This is a genomic window from Phenylobacterium sp. (assembly GCF_030646615.1).
Taxonomy (GTDB): Bacteria; Pseudomonadota; Alphaproteobacteria; order Caulobacterales; family Caulobacteraceae; genus Phenylobacterium.
The window spans coordinates 1-17847 of the sequence record NZ_JAUSLG010000099.1 but is presented as its reverse complement, the minus strand read 5'-3'; the positions used below and the strand labels follow the sequence as shown (position 1 = coordinate 17847).

The following is a 17847-nucleotide window of genomic DNA, read 5'->3' as shown; positions in this document are numbered from 1 at the left end:
TCAGCCTACCCGACAGTCAAATGGGGTCGTTCCGGAGGCGTTCGTGGGCGATATCGGAATCCAGCGTTATCGAACAGTGTTTGTTTCGGACGTCCACCTGGGCACCCGCGGCTGTCAGGCCGAGATGCTATTGGACTTCATCCGGCACATGGAGTGCGACACATTGTATCTGGTCGGCGATATCGTCGACGGCTGGAAGATGAAGAGCGGCTGGTACTGGCCACAGGCCCATAACGACGTGGTCCAGAAAATTCTCCGCCTGGCGCGCAAGGGCGTGAACGTCGTCTATATTCCCGGTAACCATGACGACCGCATCCGCGACTTCTGCGGCATTCACTTCGGCGGCGTGGTGGTGGCCCGCGACGCCATCCATGAAGGCGCCGACGGACGGCGTTTCCTGGTCACCCATGGCGATGAATTCGACGGCGTGGTGCAGCACGCCAAGTGGCTGGCCTTCCTCGGCGACTATTCCTACCGCGGGCTTCTGGCCGCCAACACCCTGTTCAACCGTGTGCGGCGCCGCATGGGCTTTGGCTATTGGAGCCTCTCGGCCTATCTGAAGACCAAGGTGAAGAACGCCCTGCACTTCATCGAGAACTTCGAGGGCGCGGTGGCCGAGGAGGCGAGGCGCCGCGGCGTCGACGGGGTGATCTGCGGCCATATCCACAAGGCCGAGATGCGCCAGATCGAGGACATCCTCTATATCAACGACGGCGACTGGGTGGAGAGCTGCACCGCCCTGGTGGAGCATATGGACGGCCGCATGGAGATCCTGGAGTGGGCCAAGCTCCGCTCCTGGACTGCGGTGCGCCAGGCCCGCGCCACGCCCGAGCCGGTCTTCGGTCTTCCGGGCGAAGGCGTCCGCGAGCCGGATCTGGCGCGGCCGGAACCGATCCTCGTCTGAAGCGTACAGCCTTCGGTTGACGCCCCGCCGAACTCATGACAGTTGGACTGTCATGAGTGAAGATGACAGCGCCACAGGCGACGCCCGCGACCGCCAGAAGGCCGCCACCCGCGACCAGATCCTCCGCGCCGTCGGGGCGCGGCTCGAGGCCGGCCCCCTGGACGAGCTGTCCTTCGCCGAGATCGCCAAGGACGCCGGCGTCGGCGAACGCACAGTTTATCGCCACTTCCCCACCCGCGAGGCCCTGCTGGGCGCCTTCTTCGCCTGGGCCCAGGCCCAGGCCACCCTGCCCCTGGCCGATCGGGTCCAGCCGACCTCGCCTGCGCCGGCGCCCCGGCCGGCGCCGATCGCGCCGCCGACCCCGGTGCGCTCGCCGGCCCAGCGGATGTGGGAGCCGGCCGCCCCGGTGGACGAGGTCCAGCGCCCCATGCGCATCCTGCTGGCCACCGACGCCTGGGAGCCGCAGGTGAACGGGGTGGTCCGCACCCTGACCCGGGTGGTGCGCGAACTGCGCGAGCTGGGCCACGAGGTGGAGGTGATCCGCCCCGACCAGTTCAAGACCCTGCCCCTGCCTACCTATCCGGAGATCAAGGTGGCCATCGGCGCCTATGAGCCGGTGCAGGAGCGGTTCAAGGCCTTCGAGCCCGAGGCCATCCACATCGCCACCGAAGGGCCCATCGGCCTGGCCGCCCGGCGAATCTGCGTGGAATGGAAGCTGCCCTTCACCACCAGCTATCACACCCGATTCCCGGAATATGTCTCGGCCCGGCTGCCCGTGCCCCTGTCGGTGGGCTACACCTATATGCGCTGGTTCCACCGCCCCTCGGGGCGGCTGATGGTGGCCACGCCGACCATGCGCGACGAGCTGACCCGCCACGGCTTCCGCAACATCTCCTCCTGGTCCCGCGGGGTGGACACCGAGATGTTCCGCCCCCGCGCCGAGGGCGAGCCCGACATCTTCGCCCACCTGCCCAAGCCGATCTTCCTCTATGTGGGCCGGGTGGCGGTGGAGAAGAACATCGAGGCCTTCCTGGGTCTCGACCTGCCCGGCACCAAGGTGGTGGTGGGCGACGGCCCGCAGAAGGACGAGCTGGCCGAGCGCTATCGCAGCGCGGTGTTCACCGGCTCGAAGTTCGGCGAGGAGCTGTCGGCCCATTTCGCCTGCGCCGACGTCTTCGTCTTCCCCTCGCTCACCGACACCTTCGGCCTGGTGATCCTGGAGGCCATGGCCTCGGGCACCCCCGTGGCGGCCTATCCGGCGCCCGGCCCCATCGACATCATCCCCGGTTCGGGCGCCGGCGCGCTGGCGACCACGGCCACCGAGGGGCTGAAGGAGGCCTGCATGGAGGCCCTGGCGCTGGATCGAAGGGCGGTGCGGGCCTTTGCCGAGACCTTCTCCTGGAAGGCCTGCGCCGAGGATTTCGTGCGCAACCTGCAGCCCTATCCCGAGCCGGAAAAGACCCGCTTCTGGCGCAGACTTCGCCGCCTGGCGAGGGTGAGACGCCGCCCGAAGACGGCCTGAGGTCGCAAAGCCTGAGGTCCTGGGAAAAACAGGGGCACGAAGAACACAAAGATAGCCAAGGACACGAAGGTGTCGGCGGCTATCTTTGTGTTCTTCGTGCCCCTTTGTGTCCTTCGTGTCCCCTCTTGAAGGCGCCTGCGGCGCGTGGAACGCGAGCTTGCCCGTGGTGCGGCCCTGTCCGAAAGTGCCGCCTGCGCCGGAGGGTTGCGGTGCGCCTTGGGATCACCAACATGCCTCTTCTGCTCGACCGCCGCATGCTGATGGCCTTTGGGGCCGCTGCGGCCCTGCCGCTGTCCGCCGCCCGCGCCCAGACGCCGGCGTCGAGCCCCGCCGATCAGGCCTTCGACGCCCTGGCGGCGGCCTGGCTGGAGGCGAACCTGCGGCTCAGCCCGATCACTGCGACGCTGTGGGGGGATCATCGCTACGATGATCGCCTGGATGATCTGAGCCTGGCGGGCTGGGCCGCCCGGCGCGACAGCGCCGCAGGCTTTCTCGCCCAGCTTGACGCCTTCACCCTGGCCGATCTGTCCCGCGAGCGGCAGGTGGACGCCGCCATCCTGCGCAACAGCCTGGCCGGCGAGGTCTGGACCCACGACACCCTGCAGGCCCAGCTCTGGGACCCGCTGATCTATCAGTCCCTGGTGGGCTCGGCCCTCTATGGGCTCATCGCCCGGGACTTCGCCCCCCTGCCGCAGCGACTGGCCTCTGCGACCTCACGAATGAGCGGCTTTCCGGCCCTGCTGTCCCAGGTGCGCGCCAGCCTTGATCCAGGCCGCACCCCAAAGATCCACGCCGAGACGGTGTCGGGCCAGAACGCCGGTCTGGTCAGCCTGGTGGACCTGCTGCTCGCCGAGGCCGGCGCCCTGGAGCCCCAGGGCCAGGCCGACCTGCGCGCCGCAGCCGGCGTCGCCAAGGCCGCCATCGCCGAGCACCAGGCCTGGATCGACCAGGCCCTGGTTCCGCAGGCTAAGGGCGAGTGGCGCCTGGGCGCCGAGCTCTATGACGCCAAGCTGGCCTTCGCCCTCGACAGCCCCCTGAGCCGGGCCGAGATCAAGGCCGCCGCCGAAGAGGCGCTCGCCCAAGTGCGGGCCGAAATGTACGACATCGCCCGGCAGGTGCTGGTGAGCGACGCCGCCCCGCCGACGCCGCCCAGGCCGACGGCCGATCAGGAGCAGGCGGCCATCGCCGCGGCCCTGGAGCTGGTCTATGCCGACCGCGCGACGCCCGAGACCCTCATCGAGACCGCCCGGGCCAAGCTCGACGCCGCCATCGCCTTCGTGGCGGCCAACCCCATCGTCACCCCGCCCCCTGAGCCGGTGGAGCTGGTGCTGACGCCGGAGTTCCAGCGGGGCGTGGCCGTGGCCTATTGCGATCCGCCGGGACCGCTGGACCGGGAGCTGCCCACCTTCTACAAGCTCTCGCCCATCCCCGAGGACTGGACGCCCGAACAGGCGGAGTCCTTCCTGCGGGAATACAACAATTGGACGCTGGAAGGCCTGACCGTCCATGAGGGCACGCCCGGCCACTACCTGCAGCTCGCCATCTCCAACCGCCACCCCTCGACCCTGCGCGCGGTCCTCTGGTCAGGGACCTTCGTCGAGGGCTGGGCCTGCTACGCCCAGGATGTGATGGTGGAGGCCGGCCACCGGGACGGCCATCCGCTCTATCGCCTGGCCAATCTGAAGTTCCTGCTGCGGGTGATCACCAACGCCATCCTCGACATCGGCGTCCATGTGGAGGGCTGGGACGAGGCCCGGGCCATGCATCTGATGACCCACGACGCCTTCCAGCAGGAGCGCGAGGCGGCCGGCAAGTGGACGCGGGCCCGGGTCTCCTCGGCCCAGCTGCCCACCTATTTCGTCGGTTGGCGGGAGCACTGGTCCCTGCGCCGGGAAGCGCAAGCCCGCGCCGGCGCCGCCTTCGACATGAAGGCCTATCACGATGAGCTGCTGAGCCACGGCTCCCCGCCGGTGCGGGTCTCGCGCCAGCTGATGTTCGACCTGCCGGTGGGGTGAGGCGGCGGCCACCGCCTCACCCGCTCAGCTCAGAGACCTGCCAGGGCCTGCTCCAGGTCGGCGATGATATCGTCCACATGCTCGAGCCCCACCGAGAGCCGCACCACGTCGGGGCCGGCGCCGGCGGCCATCTGGTCGGCTTTCTCCAGCTGGCGGTGGGTGGTGGAGGCCGGATGGATGATCAGGCTGCGGGTGTCGCCGATATTGGCCAGGTGGGAGAACAGCTTCACCGCTCCCATCAGCTTCACGCCCGCGGCGTAGCCGTCCTTCAGCCCGAAGGTGAAGACCGCGCCCGCGCCCTTGGGGGCGTAGCGTTTGGCCCGCTCATGGCTGGGATCGCCGGGAAGGCCCGCATAGGAGACCCAGGCGACCTTGGGATGATCCTGCAGCCACTCGGCGACTCTCTGGGCGTTGGCGCAGTGCCGCTCCATCCGCAGGGCCAGGGTCTCGATGCCGGTCAGGATCATGAAGGCGTTGAACGGCGAGATGGCGGGTCCTAAGTCCCGCAGGCCGAGCGCCCGGCAGGCGACCACGAAGGCGGCCGGTCCGAAGGCCTCGGTGAAGACCTTGCCGTGGTAGCTGGGATTGGGGGCGCTGAGGTTCGGCCAGCGGCCGCCGGTCCAGTCGAACCGGCCGCCGTCGACAATCGCGCCGCCGATGGAATTGCCGTGGCCGCCCAGGAACTTGGTCAGGGAATGGACGACGATGTCGGCGCCGTGGTCCAGGGGCCGGCAGAGATAGGGGGTGGCCAGGGTGTTATCGACCACCAGGGGCACGCCCCTGGCGTGAGCGGCCTGCGCGATGCCGGCGATGTCCATCACCACACCGCCGGGATTGGCGATCGACTCGATGAACACCGCCCGGGTCTTGTCGTCGATGGCGCGGGCGAAGGCCTCGGGCTCCAGCTCCTCGACGAAGGTGACCCCCCAGCCCATGCGCTTGAAGCTCTGGCTGAGCTGGGTGATCGAGCCGCCATAGAGCTTGCGCGAGGCCACGATGTTGCAGCCGGGCTCCATCAGGGTGTGGAAGACCAGGAGCTGGGCGGCGTGGCCGCTGGCCACGGCCAGGGCGGCGACCCCGCCCTCCAGGGTCGCCAGCCGCGCCTCCAGCACGCCGGCGGTGGGATTGCCCAGGCGCGAATAGATATTGCCGGCCGCTTCCAGGTTGAACAGGGCCGCGGCGTGATCGGCGTCGTCGAAGACGTAGGAGGTGGTCTGATAGATCGGGGTGACCCGGGCCTTGGTCACCGGATCGGGGGTGGCCCCGGCGTGGATGACCAGGGTTTCGGGGCGCAGAGCCGCATTGTCCGACATTGGCGTGGTTCCCTAACTGACGCGTTCTTGTTGGCCTTGCGCCTAGCATGACGGCGCGCCGGCGCCCAAGCCAGGACGCTTGGCCGCAGCTCTTCTTCAGGCGGTTAACCAATCGGTGGGGGATGGCGGCCTAGCCTCTCCAGCAAGAAGCAGGCCAGGAGGGCTGAAACTTGGCGCTCAGCGCGCGACTCGAAGTCCGTCAGGGGCAGGGGCTGGTCATCACCCCTCAGCTGCAGCAGGCCATCAAGCTGCTGCAGTTGTCGAACCTTGAGCTGGAGGCCTATGTCGAGGGCGAGCTCGAGCGCAATCCCTTGCTGGCGAGGGACGAGGGCGAGCCTGAACCTGCCCCAGAGGTCCCCGACAGCGCCGGCGAGGCCCGCGCCGAGGCGGCCCTGGACGAGGTCGCCTCAGGCGCCGCCCAGAGCGACCTGGATTGCGCCCATGACGAGGTCTCCCCTGGCGAGCGCGCCACCGGCGACGGGGCCGAGGCCGCAGACGCCGGCGGAGCCATCGACTGGTCCAAGGCCGGCAAGGGCGGCAGCTTCGAAGGGGATGGGGACGGCCTCGATGGTTTGGCCGCCCATGAAAAGACCCTGGCCGAACATCTGCAGGACCAGGCCGCCCTGCTGGGGTTCACCGCCGCCCAGGCCGCTGTCGCCGCCGTCCTGATCGATGGGGTGGATGAAGGCGGCTATCTGCGTCTGGACCTTGCCGAGACCGCCGAGCGCCTGGGCTGCGCCTTAGGCCTGGTGGAGAGCGTGCTCGACCAGCTCCAGGGCCTGGAGCCCACCGGCGTGTTCGCCCGCGACGTGGCCGAATGCCTGAGGCTGCAGCTGATCGAGCGCGATCGCTGCGACCCGGCCATGTCGGCCCTGCTGGATAATCTCGACCTTCTGGCCCGCCGGGACATGGCGGGACTGAAGCGCGCCTGCGCGGTGGACGACGAGGACCTGCGCGACATGCTGGCCGAGCTGCGGGCGCTGACGCCCCGGCCCGGCGCGGCCTTTGGGGGGGAGCCCAGCCAGCCGGTGGCGCCCGACGTCTTCGTCCGCGAAGGCCCGGGTGGGCTCTGGTTGGTGGAGCTCAACAGCGAGACCCTGCCGCGCCTGCTGGTGGATCAGCGCTACCATGCCCGGGTGTCCGGCGGCGCGCGCTCCGACCAGGACAAGACCTTCGTCGCCGACTGCCTGGCCAACGCCAACTGGCTGGTCCGCAGCCTGGACCAGCGGGCCAAGACCATCCTCAAGGTCTCCAGCGAGATCGTCCGCCAGCAGGACGGCTTCCTGGCCTATGGGGTGGAGCACCTGCGGCCCCTGAACCTGAAGACCGTGGCCGAGGCCATCGGCATGCACGAATCGACCGTCAGCCGGGTGACCTCCAACAAGTACATCGCCACGCCCCGGGGCCTGTTCGAGCTGAAGTTCTTCTTCACCTCCTCGATCGCCTCGTCGTCCGGCGGCGAGGCCCATTCGGCCGAGGCGGTCCGCCACCGCATCCGCCAGCTGATCGACGCCGAGGCCCAGGGCGCCGGCGTCCATTCCGACGACCAGATCGTCGACATCCTGAAGACCGGCGGCGTCGACATCGCCCGCCGCACCGTGGCCAAGTACCGGGAAGCCATGCGGATCCCCTCCTCGGTGGAGCGCCGGCGGGCGATGAGGGAAGCCGTCTAGGCCACCCTAGAACTCGCCCGCCCGCACCAGGGTCTCGGCGATCTGCACGGCGTTCAGCGCCGCCCCCTTCAGCAGCTGGTCGCCGGCGATGAACAGCGACAGGCTGCGGCCCGAGGGGTCCGACAGGTCGGTGCGGATGCGACCCACCAGGACGTCATCAGCGCCGGAGGCCTCGCCGGGCATGGGGAAGTGGTTGGCCTCGCGATCATCCACCACGCGGACGCCGGGCGCCTCGGACAGCCAGGCGCGGGCCTCCTCGACGCTCACCGGCTCGGCGAACCGCACGGTCAGGGCCATGGCGTGGGCGCGGAGCACCGGCACCCGGATGCAGGTGAAGCTGGCCGGCAGGTCCGGGGCGGCCAGCAGCTTGCGCAGCTCGGCCATCACCTTGAGCTCCTCGCCATTATAGCCCGTCTCAGGGTCGATCTCGGCGTCATGGCTGAACAGGTTGAAGGCGTAGGGATGGGCCAGGACCTGGGGGGGATAGGCCTCGCCGGCCAGGGCCGCTGCGGTGGAGTCCCGCAGCTCGGCCATGGCGGCGGCCCCGGCGCCCGAGGCGGCCTGATAGGTGGAGCCCACCAGCCGCACGATCAGCCGCCGGGCGTGCAGGGGCGCCAGGACCACCGCGGCGATGGCCGCCACGCAGTTGGGATTGGCCACCAGCCGACCCGGCGCCTCCCCCAGGCGCCAGGCGTTGACCTCGGGCACCACCAGGGGGGTGGCGGCGTCCATGCGGAAGGCCGAGGAATTGTCCACCACCCAGGCCCCGGCGGCGACGGCGATCGGGCCATAGCGCCGCGACAGGCTGGCCCCGGCCGAGAAGAAGGCCACGTCGACGCCCGCGAAGCTCGCCTCATCCAGGGCCTGAACCGTGACCGGCGCGCCCTGGAACATCAGGGTGCGGCCGGCCGAGCGCGTCGAGGCCAGCAGGCGAAGCTCGCCCACCGGAAAATCCCGCCGCTCCAGGCAGGCGATCAGCTCGGCGCCCACGGCCCCGGTGGCGCCGACAATGGCCACCGTCAGGGGACGGGGCGCGCGGGCCTTGGCGACCGCTGGGCGTTCGAGGATCGGGGACAGGGAATGCGGCATGGGAGCCTCCGGAGTCTGGCCGGAGGGGGGTGGCGTTCCGTGTCGCGACCCCATCCTTCCGGCGGGGTCAAGCAGGGATCGTCAGTCGGCTGCGTCCAGCCACGACCAGACCCCTGCGCCCGCAAGCGCAGTGGTTTTAATAATCATGGTCATGGTGGCGCGATGCCGCATAACCGCCCGATAAGCCCTGGCGCCGGCCTTGTAAAGCGGGAGCTGTGCTTTGGGCGCATTGCCGGCTGGCGTCCCAGCCACCATAGGAGCGCCATGAGCCTGGCCAAACCCACCCCCGAACGCCGGATGAGCCTGTCGGAGATCCTCACCGATCTCTTCGACGAAACCCATGCGGCCGAGACCCTGGGCCAGACCCTGCAGCGCTTTGGCCGTCGTTCCTTTGGGGTGCTGCTGTTCCTCTTCGCCGCGCCCAACATGCTGCCCCTGCCGCCGGGATCATCGACCTTTCTCGGCGCGCCCCTGGTGCTGTTCACCCCGCAACTGGCGGCCGGCATTGCGACGCCTTGGCTGCCGGCCCGGTTGAAGCGTCAGGTGCTCGACATGGGCCAGCTGCGGGCGGTCTTCGCGCGGCTGATCCCCGGGGTGGCGCAGGTGGAGCGGGTGTCCACGGCGCGGCTGACCTTTCTGTTTGGCCCGGTGGGGGACCGCCTGATCGGCGCGGTCTGCACCCTGCTGGCCCTGGTGCTGATGCTGCCCCTGCCGCTCGGCAACCTGCTGCCGGCTACGGCGATCAGTCTGTTCGGCCTGGCCCTGGTGCAGCGGGACGGGATTCTGGCCCTGGCCGGCTACGCCATGGCGGTGGTGAGCCTGGCCGTTCTCGCCCTGGCTGCGGGGGTTATCCACAGGCTTCTGGCGGCGGCGCTCTCCGCCTTCTGATGGACTTGACACCATCGGGCGGCAGGCGCGTTGATACGGGTATGCAAGTCCAAGTCACCGGCAAACACGTCGATGTCGGAGAGGCCCTGCGGTTGCGGGTCACCGACGAACTCACCAGCAGCATTGGCAAATATATCGACCGCACGGGCGGCGGCGCCGATGTTGTCGTCAGTCGCGAGGGCTACACCTTCAAGGTGGATTGCGCCCTGACCCTGGCCACGGGGCAACAGCTCCAGAGCCATGGCACCGGAACCGACGCGCACACCGCGTTCGACTCCGCCCTGCAGAAGATCGAGACCCGGGTCCGGCGCTACAAGCGCCGGCTGAAGGACCATCACCAGCAGGCCCTGGCCAAGCAGGCCGAGACCGCCTCCTATTTCGTGCTCCGCACCCCTGAGGGCGAGGACGAGTCGGACTGGGAAGACGGCCAGGACGGCGGCGCCTCGGATTCAGCGCCGGCCAGCATGGTCATCGCCGAGACCGAGAAGCCCATCCGCACCATGACCGTTTCCATGGCGGTCATGGACCTGGACTTGACGGGAACTCAAACAATCGTGTTTAGGAACGCCGCCCACGGCGGATTGTCCGTGGTATATCGCCGGCCCGACGGGAATATCGGCTGGATTGACCCCGAACGCACGAAGTCCGCGAACGGGAACGGAGCGAACGGCGCAGCCTGAGCGGCGCCGCAATCTCCAGTTCTCTGAAATAGCGGCTTCAGGTTCGGATCCGTAAGAACAGGCCCTCCGAACCAAGCATGCAGATCGGCGACATCCTTGACCGCAGCGCCATGGCGCTGCGGGTCGGCGCGACCGACAAGCGGCAGATTCTGGCTCACCTGGCCGAACTGGCCGGACGCAATTTCGGCCTCGACTCCGGCCTGGTGCTGGACGCCCTGGCCGAGCGGGAACAGGCCGGCTCTACAGGTATCGGCTATGGCGTGGCCGTGCCGCATGCCCGGATCGAGGGGCTGGACCGGATTCGCGGGGTCTTCCTCCGCCTGGACCATCCCGTCCCGTTCGATTCGGTGGATGACCAGCCGGCGGACCTGATCTTCGCCCTGCTCGCCCCGCCGGACGCCGGCACCGAGCATCTGCGGGCGTTGGCCCGCGTGTCGCGGATGATGCGGAACCCTGACTTGCGCGAGCACCTGCGACAGGCCCGTACGCCGGACGCCCTCTACGCCCTGTTGGTGCAGGAGGCCGCGCCCTCGGCGGCGTGAGGCCCGGCCTTTCAGCCGGGGCTAGCGCATCTTAGTGCACGGAGACCGGCGCAAGCTCGTGAGCCAGGGCCGCGGCCATGGCGGCGTTGCGGTCGGTCAGGACAGCCAGACGTTCGCCGTCGGCCCGGTGGACCGCATAGAAGGTGCGCTCGGGATCGAGCTTCAGGGGCATGGCGTTGTCACCGTCGGTCGTTGTGGCGAGAATTTCAGCCGCCTTGACGGGCCGGACATAGACCAGGTCCGGGGCGCCCAGGGCGGCGAAGTCTTCAGTCGTTAAAATCGGCGTCATGATGACCACCTCCAGATAGATGCAACGCGCCGGGGTCCCCGCTGGTTCAGCCGGGGATCGGACGCAGGGCTTCGTCGCCCTTCTGGGCCGACGAAAGGATGGGGACGGGGGCTTAAGCCGTTCAGCCCGTCGTCCGGATGGGGATTCGCTTGACCGCGGTCTCGGGCTCGGGCCTGGCCAGGTCGATGTGCAGCAGGCCATGCTCCAGGCTCGCCCCATCGACCACCACCCGGTCGGCCAGGACGAAGCTGCGCAGAAAGCCCCGGCCGGCGATGCCCCGGTGCAGATAGGCGTCGTCGTCCTTGTGCGCCTCGTCCCGGCGGCCGGCGACCACCAGCTGGCGGTCCTCGACGCTGACGTGAAGCTGGTCGGGGCCGAAGCCGGCCACAGCCAGGGTGATGCGCAGCCGCCCCTCGCCGCGATCTTCGACATTATAGGGCGGATAGGCTTCGGCGGCCGCCTTGGCGGCGCGCTCAATCAGGGCCCGGGTGTGCTCGAAGCCGAGCAGGTAGGGGCTGTCGAAAAGGATCGTCCGGCTCATCTCTGTCTTCGAGTCCTCAAGCAGCAAGCGACTCCCGAAAAGCCTCGCCCAGATTTGGCGCGAGTTTCCCGGTTGATGATTATCTGGCGATCCTATGGCTCCGTTTCAATATCTGGGCGGGCCTGGCGGCGCAGGATCTAGCGGAACAGCAGCACCGGGACCTTGCCGGTGCGGATCATGGCGGTGGTGGTGCTGCCGACGATCAGCTCGCGAATCCGCGAATGGCCATAGGCGCCCATCACCAGCAGGTCCCCCTGGCCCTGGCGAAGCTCGGCCTTCAGCGCGACTTCCACATCGCCCTCCAGGGCCTTGACCGAAGCCGCCGGGCGTCCGGCCAGCAGGCCTTGCGCGGCCTGGACGCGGGCGTCCCGCGGGGCGCCGGGCTCGCCGACGATGGCGACCACCACCTCGATCCCGGCGAACACCGGGCTCTGCAGCACATGGTCCAGGGCCTGGGTGGCGCTGGCGGCGCCGTCATAGGCCGCCACCACCCGGGTGATCGGCATGAAGACGCGCGGCGCCACCAGGACCGGCCGAATGCTGGCGCGCACCACCCGCTCGACCTTGGCGCCCAGATGACCCTCGGCGAAGTTCTGGCTCTCGCCACGCTTGCCCATGATCACCAGGTCGGCGTCTTTTTCGAGTTCGATCAGGGTTTCGGCCACTTCGCCGTGCCGGTGAACGAGGTTCACCTCGGTCACGCCGGCGGCCTTCAGGCGGGCGCGGGCGCCCTCCAGCATGGCGCGGCCATGGGCCTGGGCGGCCTGGGCGCGGGCTTCGTCGGCCCTGGTCAACTGCTCCAGCAGGGCCTCGCTGGCCCCAAGACCCACGCTGCCCGACAGGTCGAGGCGGGGCCCTGACCCGGTCTCGGCCCGGTCGAGCACATGCAGGACGTCCACGGCGGCGCCGGCGCGCAGGGCGAACCAGGCGGCGTGGTCACAGAGGCTGGGGCCATAGGTCGAGGCGTCGATGGCGCAGAGAATCGTCTTCACGGTCGTTCCCTCCTCAAGCGCGTTCCGTAAAAGTGGGCTCCGGTTTTACGGTGGAAACGCGCGCAAACCTCAGAATCTAGTGCGCGCCGAGCTGGGCCTCGGCGCCGTCCTTGTCGTGGACGCCAAAGCGATCGACCATGGTCGCGCTGGCGGCGTTGAGGCCGACGATATCGACGCGCGTACCCTCGCGGCGGAATTTCAGCACCGCCCGGTCCAGGGCGCCGACGGCGGAAATGTCCCAGAAGTGAGCCTGGGAAACGTCGATGATCACGTGCTCGATCACCTCCTTGAAGTCGAAGGCGGCCGAAAAGGTCTCGGACGAGGCGAAGAAGACCTGGCCCTCGATATTGTAGCGCCGGGTGCGGCCGTCCTCAGACAACAGGCTTTCCACCGACAGGATGCGCGCCACCTTGCGGGCGAAGAAGATGCCGCTCAGCAGCACGCCCACCAGCACGCCGCGGGCCAGGTCGTGGGTGGCGACCACCACGACCACCGTGGCCACCATGACCACTGACGAGGACCAGGGGTGGCTGCGGAGATTGCGGATCGAGCCCCAGTTGAAGGTGCCGATGGAGACCATGATCATCACCGCCACCAGGGCGGCCATGGGAATCTGAGCCACCCAGGGGCCCAGGATGACGATCAGGAACAGCAGGAACGACCCCGCCACCAGGGCCGACAGTCGTCCCCGGCCGCCGGATTTCACATTGATCACCGACTGGCCGATCATGGCGCAGCCGCCCATGCCGCCCAGGAAGCCGGTGGCGAAGTTGGCGATGCCCTGGCCGCGGCACTCGCGGTTCTTGTCCGAGCCGGTGTCGGTCAGGTCGTCGATGATGGTGGCGGTCAGCAGGCTTTCCAGCAGGCCGACCACAGCCATGGTGGCGGCATAGGGGAAGATGATCTGCAGGGTCTCCAGGGTCAGCGGGACCTGGGGCAGATGCAGGAAGGGAATACTGGTGGGCAGTTCGCCGAGGTCGCCGACCCGGCGGACGTCGAGGCCCATATAGATGGCCAGGCCTGACAGCAGCACGATGGCCACCAGCGGCGAGGGGACGGCCCGGGTCAGGCGGGGGAAGAGGTAGATGATCCCAAGCCCCGCCGCGACCATGGCGTAGGTCTGCCACCCCATGCCGATCAGCTCGGGCAGCTGGGCCATGAAGATCAGGATGGCCAGGGCGTTGACGAAGCCGGTGATCACCGAGCGCGACACATAGCGCATCAGGCCGCCCAGACGGGCAAGGCCGGCGCCGATCTGGAAAACCCCCATCAGCACCGTGGCGGCCAGCAGATACTCCACCCCATGGTCGCGGACCAGATCGCCCACCAGCAGGGCGATGGCCGCGGTGGCCGCCGAGATCATGCCGGGGCGGCCGCCGGTAAAGGCGATGATCACTGCGATGGAGAAGGAGGCGTAGAGGCCGACCCGGGGGTCGACGCCGGCGATCACCGAAAAGCCGATGGCCTCGGGGATCAGCGCCAGGGCCACCACGATTCCGGCCAGGACGTCGCCGCGCACATTGGACAGCCAATCGCGCCGCAGATGAGCGAGCAGGTTCATTGATCGGGATCAGTCGTTCTACGGGCCCGGGCGGACATGCGCCTCAGACGAGCCGTCAGTTGTCCGGGGGATAGGCGCCCGGCCGAGCCACCCGGTCAAGGCCAGGTCCGTCGATGGGGCCGGCTATGCCCGGCCTGAATGACAATTGCAACCGCAGCGCCGCTGCATCGCAGCATCGGGGCTTGAGCGCCGCCCCAAAAGGCGAAGGCCCGCAGCGTTAACTGCGGGCCTCCATGGTGGAGCTAAGCGGAGTCGAACCGCTGACCTCTTGAATGCCATTCAAGCGCTCTACCAGCTGAGCTATAGCCCCAGGTCCTGGGCTCTTCGGGCCGGCTGGCCGTCCGAAGAGGCGCGGAACCTAGTCAAAGGTCTGACTGCGATCAAGCACCATTTTCAGGGCTTTTCGTCGCGACCTTAATCTTCGTCCGGTTCGGGGATTCCATCGATGTCAGCGTCGTCGAAATCTTCTTCCTCTTCCTCGAGGAAGGGCACGGCTTCGTCCTCGTCGTCGTCGAGGTCGTCATCGAGATCGGCCAGATCGGGATCGGGCGTCTTCTTCTTGGCGACCCGCTCGACCGGCTCGGCGTCCTCGTCCTCGTCGTCCTCGACGACGGCGTCGTCGAGATCCTCGTCGATCTCCGGGGCGTCGACCTCTTCGTCCTCGTCCTCGTCGTCCTCGGCGCTGCGGGCCTTGACCTTGTCTTCGACCTCGGCTTCCGGTTCAGGCGCCGGGGCGCGGCCACGAACCCGGCGGCTCTTGACCGCCTCGTCCGGGTCGAATTCAGTCTGACACTTCGGGCACACGGCCGGGCGCTTGGTCAGATCGTAAAACTTGGCCTGGCAGTTTGGGCAAACCTGCTTGGCGCCCAACTCTGGATTTGCCACGTGGGCGATCCCCTAAAGTGCGGTTCGTCGGAAGCCGGCTCCCTTGCCACGCGCCAGAGCGGCTGTCAAAAGCAAAGCCCCACGGAACACCTGAAGGCCCTGAGGAGGCGTCTTATTTCATGACGGCGGCAGGACTGACCGCGACGCGCGGCGGCCCGCTGCGGGGCCGTGTGCGCGCTCCGGGCGACAAGTCGATTTCCCATCGCTCCCTGATCCTCGGTGCCATGGCCCGCGGGACCACCGAGATCTCCGGCCTGCTGGAGGGCGAGGACGTCAAACGCACCGCCCAGGCGATGATCGCCTTCGGGGCCGAGGTCACCCGCCTGGGGGGCGGCGCCTGGCGGGTGGTCGGCCAGGGGGGCTTCGCCGAGCCCGCCGATGTGATCGATTGCGGCAACGCCGGCACCGGGGTTCGGCTGATCATGGGGGCGGCGGCGGGCTTCGACCTCAGCGCCACCTTCACCGGCGACGCCTCCCTGCGGGGCCGGCCGATGAACCGGGTGCTCAGGCCCCTGGGCGAGATGGGGGCCACCTGGATCGCCCGGTCCGGCGGCCGGCTGCCCCTCACCCTGCGGGGCGGAAACCTGAAGACCATCGCCTACCGGCTGCCCGAGCCCTCGGCCCAGGTGAAGTCGGCGGTGCTGCTGGCGGGCCTGCATGCGGCCGGCGGCGCCCGGGTGATCGAGCCGGAGGCGACCCGGGACCATACCGAGCGGATGCTGCGGGCCTTTGGCGCCCAGGTGGAGGTCGAGCTGATGGCCGACGGGGCCCGGAGGATCACCGTGCCCGGCGGTCAGGCCCTGAGCGCGGCCCCGGTCAAGGTGCCGGGGGATCCGTCCTCGGCCGCCTTCCCCCTGGTGGCGGCCCTGATCACCCCGGGTTCGGAGGTGACCGTCGAGGGCGTGCTGCTCAACCCCCTGCGCGCGGCCCTGTTCCTTACGCTGCAGGAGATGGGCGCCGACCTGGTGATCGAGAATGTGCGCGAAGAGGGCGGCGACCAGGTGGGCGACGTCACCGCCCGCCACTCGGCCCTGCGCGGGGTGGTCGTGCCGCCGGAGCGGGCGCCGGCCATGATCGACGAATATCCCATCCTGGCCATCGCCGCGGCCTGCGCCGAGGGCCAGACGGTGATGCGCGGCATCGGCGAGATGCGGGTCAAGGAGAGCGACCGCATCGCCCTGACCGCCGCGGGCCTCGCCGCCTGTGGCGTGGGCGTGGAAGAAGAGGCCGAGGGGCTGATCGTCAATGGGACGGTGCGGGGCAATCACCCGGTGGCCGGCGGGGCGCGGGTGACCACCCATGGGGACCACCGCATCGCCATGGCCCATCTGATCCTGGGGCTGGCGGCCGATCGCCCGGTCAGCGTCGATGAGCCGGGCATGATCGCCACCAGCTTCCCGGGCTTCGTCGAGATGATGCGCGGCCTGGGCGGTCAGATCGAGACCGCCGAGCTCAGCCCTGCATGAGCGGCGCCCAGGTCATCACCGTTGATGGACCGGCCGCCTCGGGCAAGGGGACCATCGCCGCGGGCCTGGGCCGCCAGTTCGGCCTGCCGGTTCTGGACTCAGGCCTGCTCTATCGCGCCGTGGGCGTGCTGCTCGAGCGGGACGGCGGCGATCTGGATGACGCCGCCGCCGCCGCCGCCGTGGCCGGGCGTCTGACCGCAGAAACCCTGGCCGACCCGGCCTTCCGCACCCGCGGCGCCGGGGAAGCCGCCAGTCGGGTAGCCGTCCATCCGCAGGTGCGCGACGTGCTCTTGAAGTTGCAGCGGGCCTTCGCCGCCCAGGAAGGCGGGGCGGTGCTGGACGGACGCGACATGGGCACGGTCATCTGCCCGGACGCCGGGGCCAAGCTCTATGTCACCGCGGCCCCGGAGGTCCGCGCCGAACGCCGCTGGCGCCAGCTCACCGGGCAGGGGGAGCAGGTCAGCCTGGACGAGGTGCTGGCCGATATCCATCGCCGGGACGCCCGCGATTCCGGTCGGGAAGCCGCGCCCATGCGGCCGGCGGCCGACGCGGCCTTGCTGGATACCTCCGAAATGACTATAGAGCAGGCCGCCGATGCGGCCCGCCGCATCGTCGAGGCGGCGCGCGCCCGCCAGGCTCCCTGAACCGGAAGACTGGCCGAGCAAATCCAACCGCGCCTTTTCCTCGTACGGCTGCGGGCAAATTCATCTCGTGGGGCTTAGCCTCACGTTTTCGGTTGCAACCCCTAACCTGACGTCAGGACTCCGTCCCTGAGACCGCGCGCGGCCAGGGCGCCTACGTCAATTCGAACGAAAGAACACTATGGCTGACGATATGAGCCTCTCCCCCTCCCGCGACGACTTCGCCGCCCTCCTCGATGAGTCGCTTGGCGGCCGTGACTTCATGGAAGGCACCGTGGTCAAGGGCCAGGTGGTGGGCGTCGAGAAGGACTTCGCCATCATCGATGTGGGCCTCAAGACCGAGGGCCGGGTCCTGATGAAGGAGTTCACCCAGGATGACGGCACGCTCACCCTGAAGGTCGGCGACACCGTCGAGGTCTTCCTTGAGCGCGTCGAAAACGCCATGGGCGAGGCGGTCATCAGCCGCGACAAGGCCCGTCGCGAAGAGGCCTGGACCCGTCTGGAAGGCGTCTATGCGCTGAACGAGCCGGTGATGGGCTCCATCGTCGGCCGCGTGAAGGGCGGCTTCACCGTCGATCTCGGCGGCGCCTCGGCCTTCCTGCCCGGCAGCCAGGTCGATATCCGCCCCGTGCGCGATGTCGGTCCGCTGATGGGCAAGGAACAGCCCTTCGCCATCCTCAAGATGGACCGTCCCCGCGGCAACATCGTCGTGTCGCGTCGCGCCATCCTGGAAGAAGCCCGCGCCGAACAGCGCACCGAGCTGGTGGCCCAGCTGCAGGAAGGCGAAGTCCGCGAAGGCGTGGTCAAGAACATCACCGACTACGGCGCGTTCGTGGACCTGGGCGG

General features: G+C 69.0%; 17 protein-coding genes, 1 tRNA gene, 1 pseudogene and 1 other annotated feature. Of the genes and pseudogenes, 11 read left to right on the top strand and 8 right to left on the bottom strand.

Translation table 11 applies throughout. From position 1 onward, the window contains the following. Positions 1–43 precede the first annotated feature (43 nt). The 4 genes and pseudogenes from Q7S93_RS17905 (at position 44) to Q7S93_RS17890 (ending at position 4441) form a co-directional block, all read left to right on the top strand. On the top strand, positions 44–904 hold the full coding sequence (locus Q7S93_RS17905) for a UDP-2,3-diacylglucosamine diphosphatase (RefSeq protein WP_304715988.1): 861 nt from the start codon (positions 44–46) through the stop codon (positions 902–904). A gap of 52 nt (positions 905–956) precedes the next feature. Next, a pseudogene (locus Q7S93_RS17900) lies at positions 957–1148 on the top strand (TetR/AcrR family transcriptional regulator); the annotation flags it as partial. Between the two features lie 183 nt (positions 1149–1331). Next, positions 1332–2426 carry a glycosyltransferase family 4 protein gene (locus Q7S93_RS17895; RefSeq protein WP_304716036.1) on the top strand — a complete coding sequence of 365 codons (1095 nt, stop codon included), beginning with the start codon at positions 1332–1334 and terminating at the stop codon, positions 2424–2426. A 230-nt stretch (positions 2427–2656) separates the two neighbouring features. Continuing rightward, positions 2657–4441, top strand: coding sequence for a DUF885 domain-containing protein (locus Q7S93_RS17890; RefSeq protein ID WP_304715985.1), 1785 nt, complete (start codon positions 2657–2659; stop codon positions 4439–4441). Positions 4442–4470: 29 nt separating this feature from the next. Here the strand turns inward: Q7S93_RS17890 and Q7S93_RS17885 are convergent, their stop codons facing one another. Beyond that, on the bottom strand, positions 4471–5754 hold the full coding sequence (locus Q7S93_RS17885) for an O-acetylhomoserine aminocarboxypropyltransferase (RefSeq protein ID WP_304715983.1): 1284 nt from the start codon (positions 5752–5754) through the stop codon (positions 4471–4473). Positions 5755–5924: 170 nt separating this feature from the next. Between Q7S93_RS17885 and rpoN the strand changes: the two genes are divergently transcribed. Then, positions 5925–7427, top strand: a complete 1503-nt coding sequence (rpoN, locus tag Q7S93_RS17880) for an RNA polymerase factor sigma-54 (RefSeq protein WP_304715981.1) — start codon at positions 5925–5927, stop codon at positions 7425–7427. Between the two features lie 6 nt (positions 7428–7433). On the opposite strand, the gene Q7S93_RS17875 is transcribed toward rpoN, so the two are convergent. Beyond that, a complete protein-coding gene (locus Q7S93_RS17875; RefSeq protein WP_304715979.1) occupies positions 7434–8516 on the bottom strand; it encodes an aspartate-semialdehyde dehydrogenase in 1083 nt (360 codons plus the stop codon). Positions 8517–8780: 264 nt separating this feature from the next. On the opposite strand from Q7S93_RS17875, the gene Q7S93_RS17870 reads away from it, so the two are divergent. From Q7S93_RS17870 to Q7S93_RS17860, 3 genes are all read left to right on the top strand, one after another. Beyond that, positions 8781–9404: an exopolysaccharide biosynthesis protein gene (locus tag Q7S93_RS17870; protein ID WP_304715977.1), complete on the top strand. Its 624-nt coding sequence runs from the start codon at positions 8781–8783 to the stop codon at positions 9402–9404. A gap of 41 nt (positions 9405–9445) precedes the next feature. After that, on the top strand, positions 9446–10084 hold the full coding sequence (gene hpf, locus Q7S93_RS17865) for a ribosome hibernation-promoting factor, HPF/YfiA family (RefSeq protein ID WP_304715975.1): 639 nt from the start codon (positions 9446–9448) through the stop codon (positions 10082–10084). 77 nt (positions 10085–10161) lie between these two features. Next, the gene (locus Q7S93_RS17860; protein WP_304715970.1) at positions 10162–10626 is read left to right on the top strand and encodes a PTS sugar transporter subunit IIA; all 465 of its coding nucleotides are present in this window, start codon (positions 10162–10164) and stop codon (positions 10624–10626) included. A 31-nt stretch (positions 10627–10657) separates the two neighbouring features. On the opposite strand, the gene Q7S93_RS17855 is transcribed toward Q7S93_RS17860, so the two are convergent. The 6 genes from Q7S93_RS17855 to Q7S93_RS17830 all read right to left on the bottom strand — a co-directional run bounded on the left by Q7S93_RS17855 (position 10658) and on the right by Q7S93_RS17830 (position 14894). After that, entirely contained in the window at positions 10658–10915 is a 258-nt protein-coding gene (locus tag Q7S93_RS17855) for a DUF1150 family protein (RefSeq protein ID WP_304715969.1), read from the bottom strand. Between the two features lie 121 nt (positions 10916–11036). Further along, positions 11037–11456 (bottom strand): Hsp20 family protein, encoded by a 420-nt coding sequence (locus tag Q7S93_RS17850; RefSeq protein ID WP_304715965.1) that lies wholly within the window; start codon positions 11454–11456, stop codon positions 11037–11039. A gap of 137 nt (positions 11457–11593) precedes the next feature. Further along, positions 11594–12448, bottom strand: a complete 855-nt coding sequence (locus tag Q7S93_RS17845) for a universal stress protein (RefSeq protein ID WP_304715961.1) — start codon at positions 12446–12448, stop codon at positions 11594–11596. A gap of 76 nt (positions 12449–12524) precedes the next feature. Next, positions 12525–14009 carry a SulP family inorganic anion transporter gene (locus Q7S93_RS17840; protein ID WP_441339433.1) on the bottom strand — a complete coding sequence of 495 codons (1485 nt, stop codon included), beginning with the start codon at positions 14007–14009 and terminating at the stop codon, positions 12525–12527. A gap of 57 nt (positions 14010–14066) precedes the next feature. Continuing rightward, positions 14067–14121 (bottom strand) — a sequence feature (sul1 is cis-regulatory element that is thought to sense ions involved in sulfur or methionine metabolism; They are found in Alphaproteobacteria). A 122-nt stretch (positions 14122–14243) separates the two neighbouring features. After that, positions 14244–14319: transfer RNA gene (locus tag Q7S93_RS17835), tRNA-Ala, on the bottom strand. A 104-nt stretch (positions 14320–14423) separates the two neighbouring features. Continuing rightward, positions 14424–14894: a TIGR02300 family protein gene (locus Q7S93_RS17830; RefSeq protein WP_304715959.1), complete on the bottom strand. Its 471-nt coding sequence runs from the start codon at positions 14892–14894 to the stop codon at positions 14424–14426. A gap of 119 nt (positions 14895–15013) precedes the next feature. Here Q7S93_RS17830 and aroA point away from each other — a divergent pair, with 119 nt between their 5' ends. The 3 genes from aroA to Q7S93_RS17815 form a co-directional block, all read left to right on the top strand. Beyond that, the gene (gene aroA, locus Q7S93_RS17825) at positions 15014–16360 is read left to right on the top strand and encodes a 3-phosphoshikimate 1-carboxyvinyltransferase (RefSeq protein WP_304715958.1); all 1347 of its coding nucleotides are present in this window, start codon (positions 15014–15016) and stop codon (positions 16358–16360) included. Next, the gene (gene cmk, locus Q7S93_RS17820; RefSeq protein ID WP_304715957.1) at positions 16357–17004 is read left to right on the top strand and encodes a (d)CMP kinase; all 648 of its coding nucleotides are present in this window, start codon (positions 16357–16359) and stop codon (positions 17002–17004) included. The genes aroA and cmk overlap by 4 nt, the downstream gene beginning before the upstream one ends. Before the next feature lie 178 nt (positions 17005–17182). Next, positions 17183–17847 (top strand): S1 RNA-binding domain-containing protein (locus Q7S93_RS17815; RefSeq protein WP_304715954.1); only part of this gene is annotated, 665 nt, incomplete at its 3' end.

What these genes read in the sequence shown, in the direction of transcription:
- Q7S93_RS17890 (WP_304715985.1), top strand. Translation starts at nt 2,657, where the DNA reads ATGCCTCTTCTGCTCGACCGCCGCATGCTGATGGCCTTTGGGGCCGCT.
- Q7S93_RS17855 (WP_304715969.1), bottom strand. Translation starts at nt 10,915, where the DNA reads ATGACGCCGATTTTAACGACTGAAGACTTCGCCGCCCTGGGCGCCCCG.
- Q7S93_RS17885 (WP_304715983.1), bottom strand. Translation starts at nt 5,754, where the DNA reads ATGTCGGACAATGCGGCTCTGCGCCCCGAAACCCTGGTCATCCACGCC.
- aroA (WP_304715958.1), top strand. Translation starts at nt 15,014, where the DNA reads ATGACGGCGGCAGGACTGACCGCGACGCGCGGCGGCCCGCTGCGGGGC.
- Q7S93_RS17840 (WP_441339433.1), bottom strand. Translation starts at nt 14,009, where the DNA reads ATGAACCTGCTCGCTCATCTGCGGCGCGATTGGCTGTCCAATGTGCGC.
- hpf (WP_304715975.1), top strand. Translation starts at nt 9,446, where the DNA reads ATGCAAGTCCAAGTCACCGGCAAACACGTCGATGTCGGAGAGGCCCTG.
- Q7S93_RS17870 (WP_304715977.1), top strand. Translation starts at nt 8,781, where the DNA reads ATGAGCCTGGCCAAACCCACCCCCGAACGCCGGATGAGCCTGTCGGAG.
- Q7S93_RS17860 (WP_304715970.1), top strand. Translation starts at nt 10,162, where the DNA reads ATGCAGATCGGCGACATCCTTGACCGCAGCGCCATGGCGCTGCGGGTC.
- Q7S93_RS17850 (WP_304715965.1), bottom strand. Translation starts at nt 11,456, where the DNA reads ATGAGCCGGACGATCCTTTTCGACAGCCCCTACCTGCTCGGCTTCGAG.
- Q7S93_RS17895 (WP_304716036.1), top strand. Translation starts at nt 1,332, where the DNA reads ATGCGCATCCTGCTGGCCACCGACGCCTGGGAGCCGCAGGTGAACGGG.
- Q7S93_RS17875 (WP_304715979.1), bottom strand. Translation starts at nt 8,516, where the DNA reads ATGCCGCATTCCCTGTCCCCGATCCTCGAACGCCCAGCGGTCGCCAAG.
- cmk (WP_304715957.1), top strand. Translation starts at nt 16,357, where the DNA reads ATGAGCGGCGCCCAGGTCATCACCGTTGATGGACCGGCCGCCTCGGGC.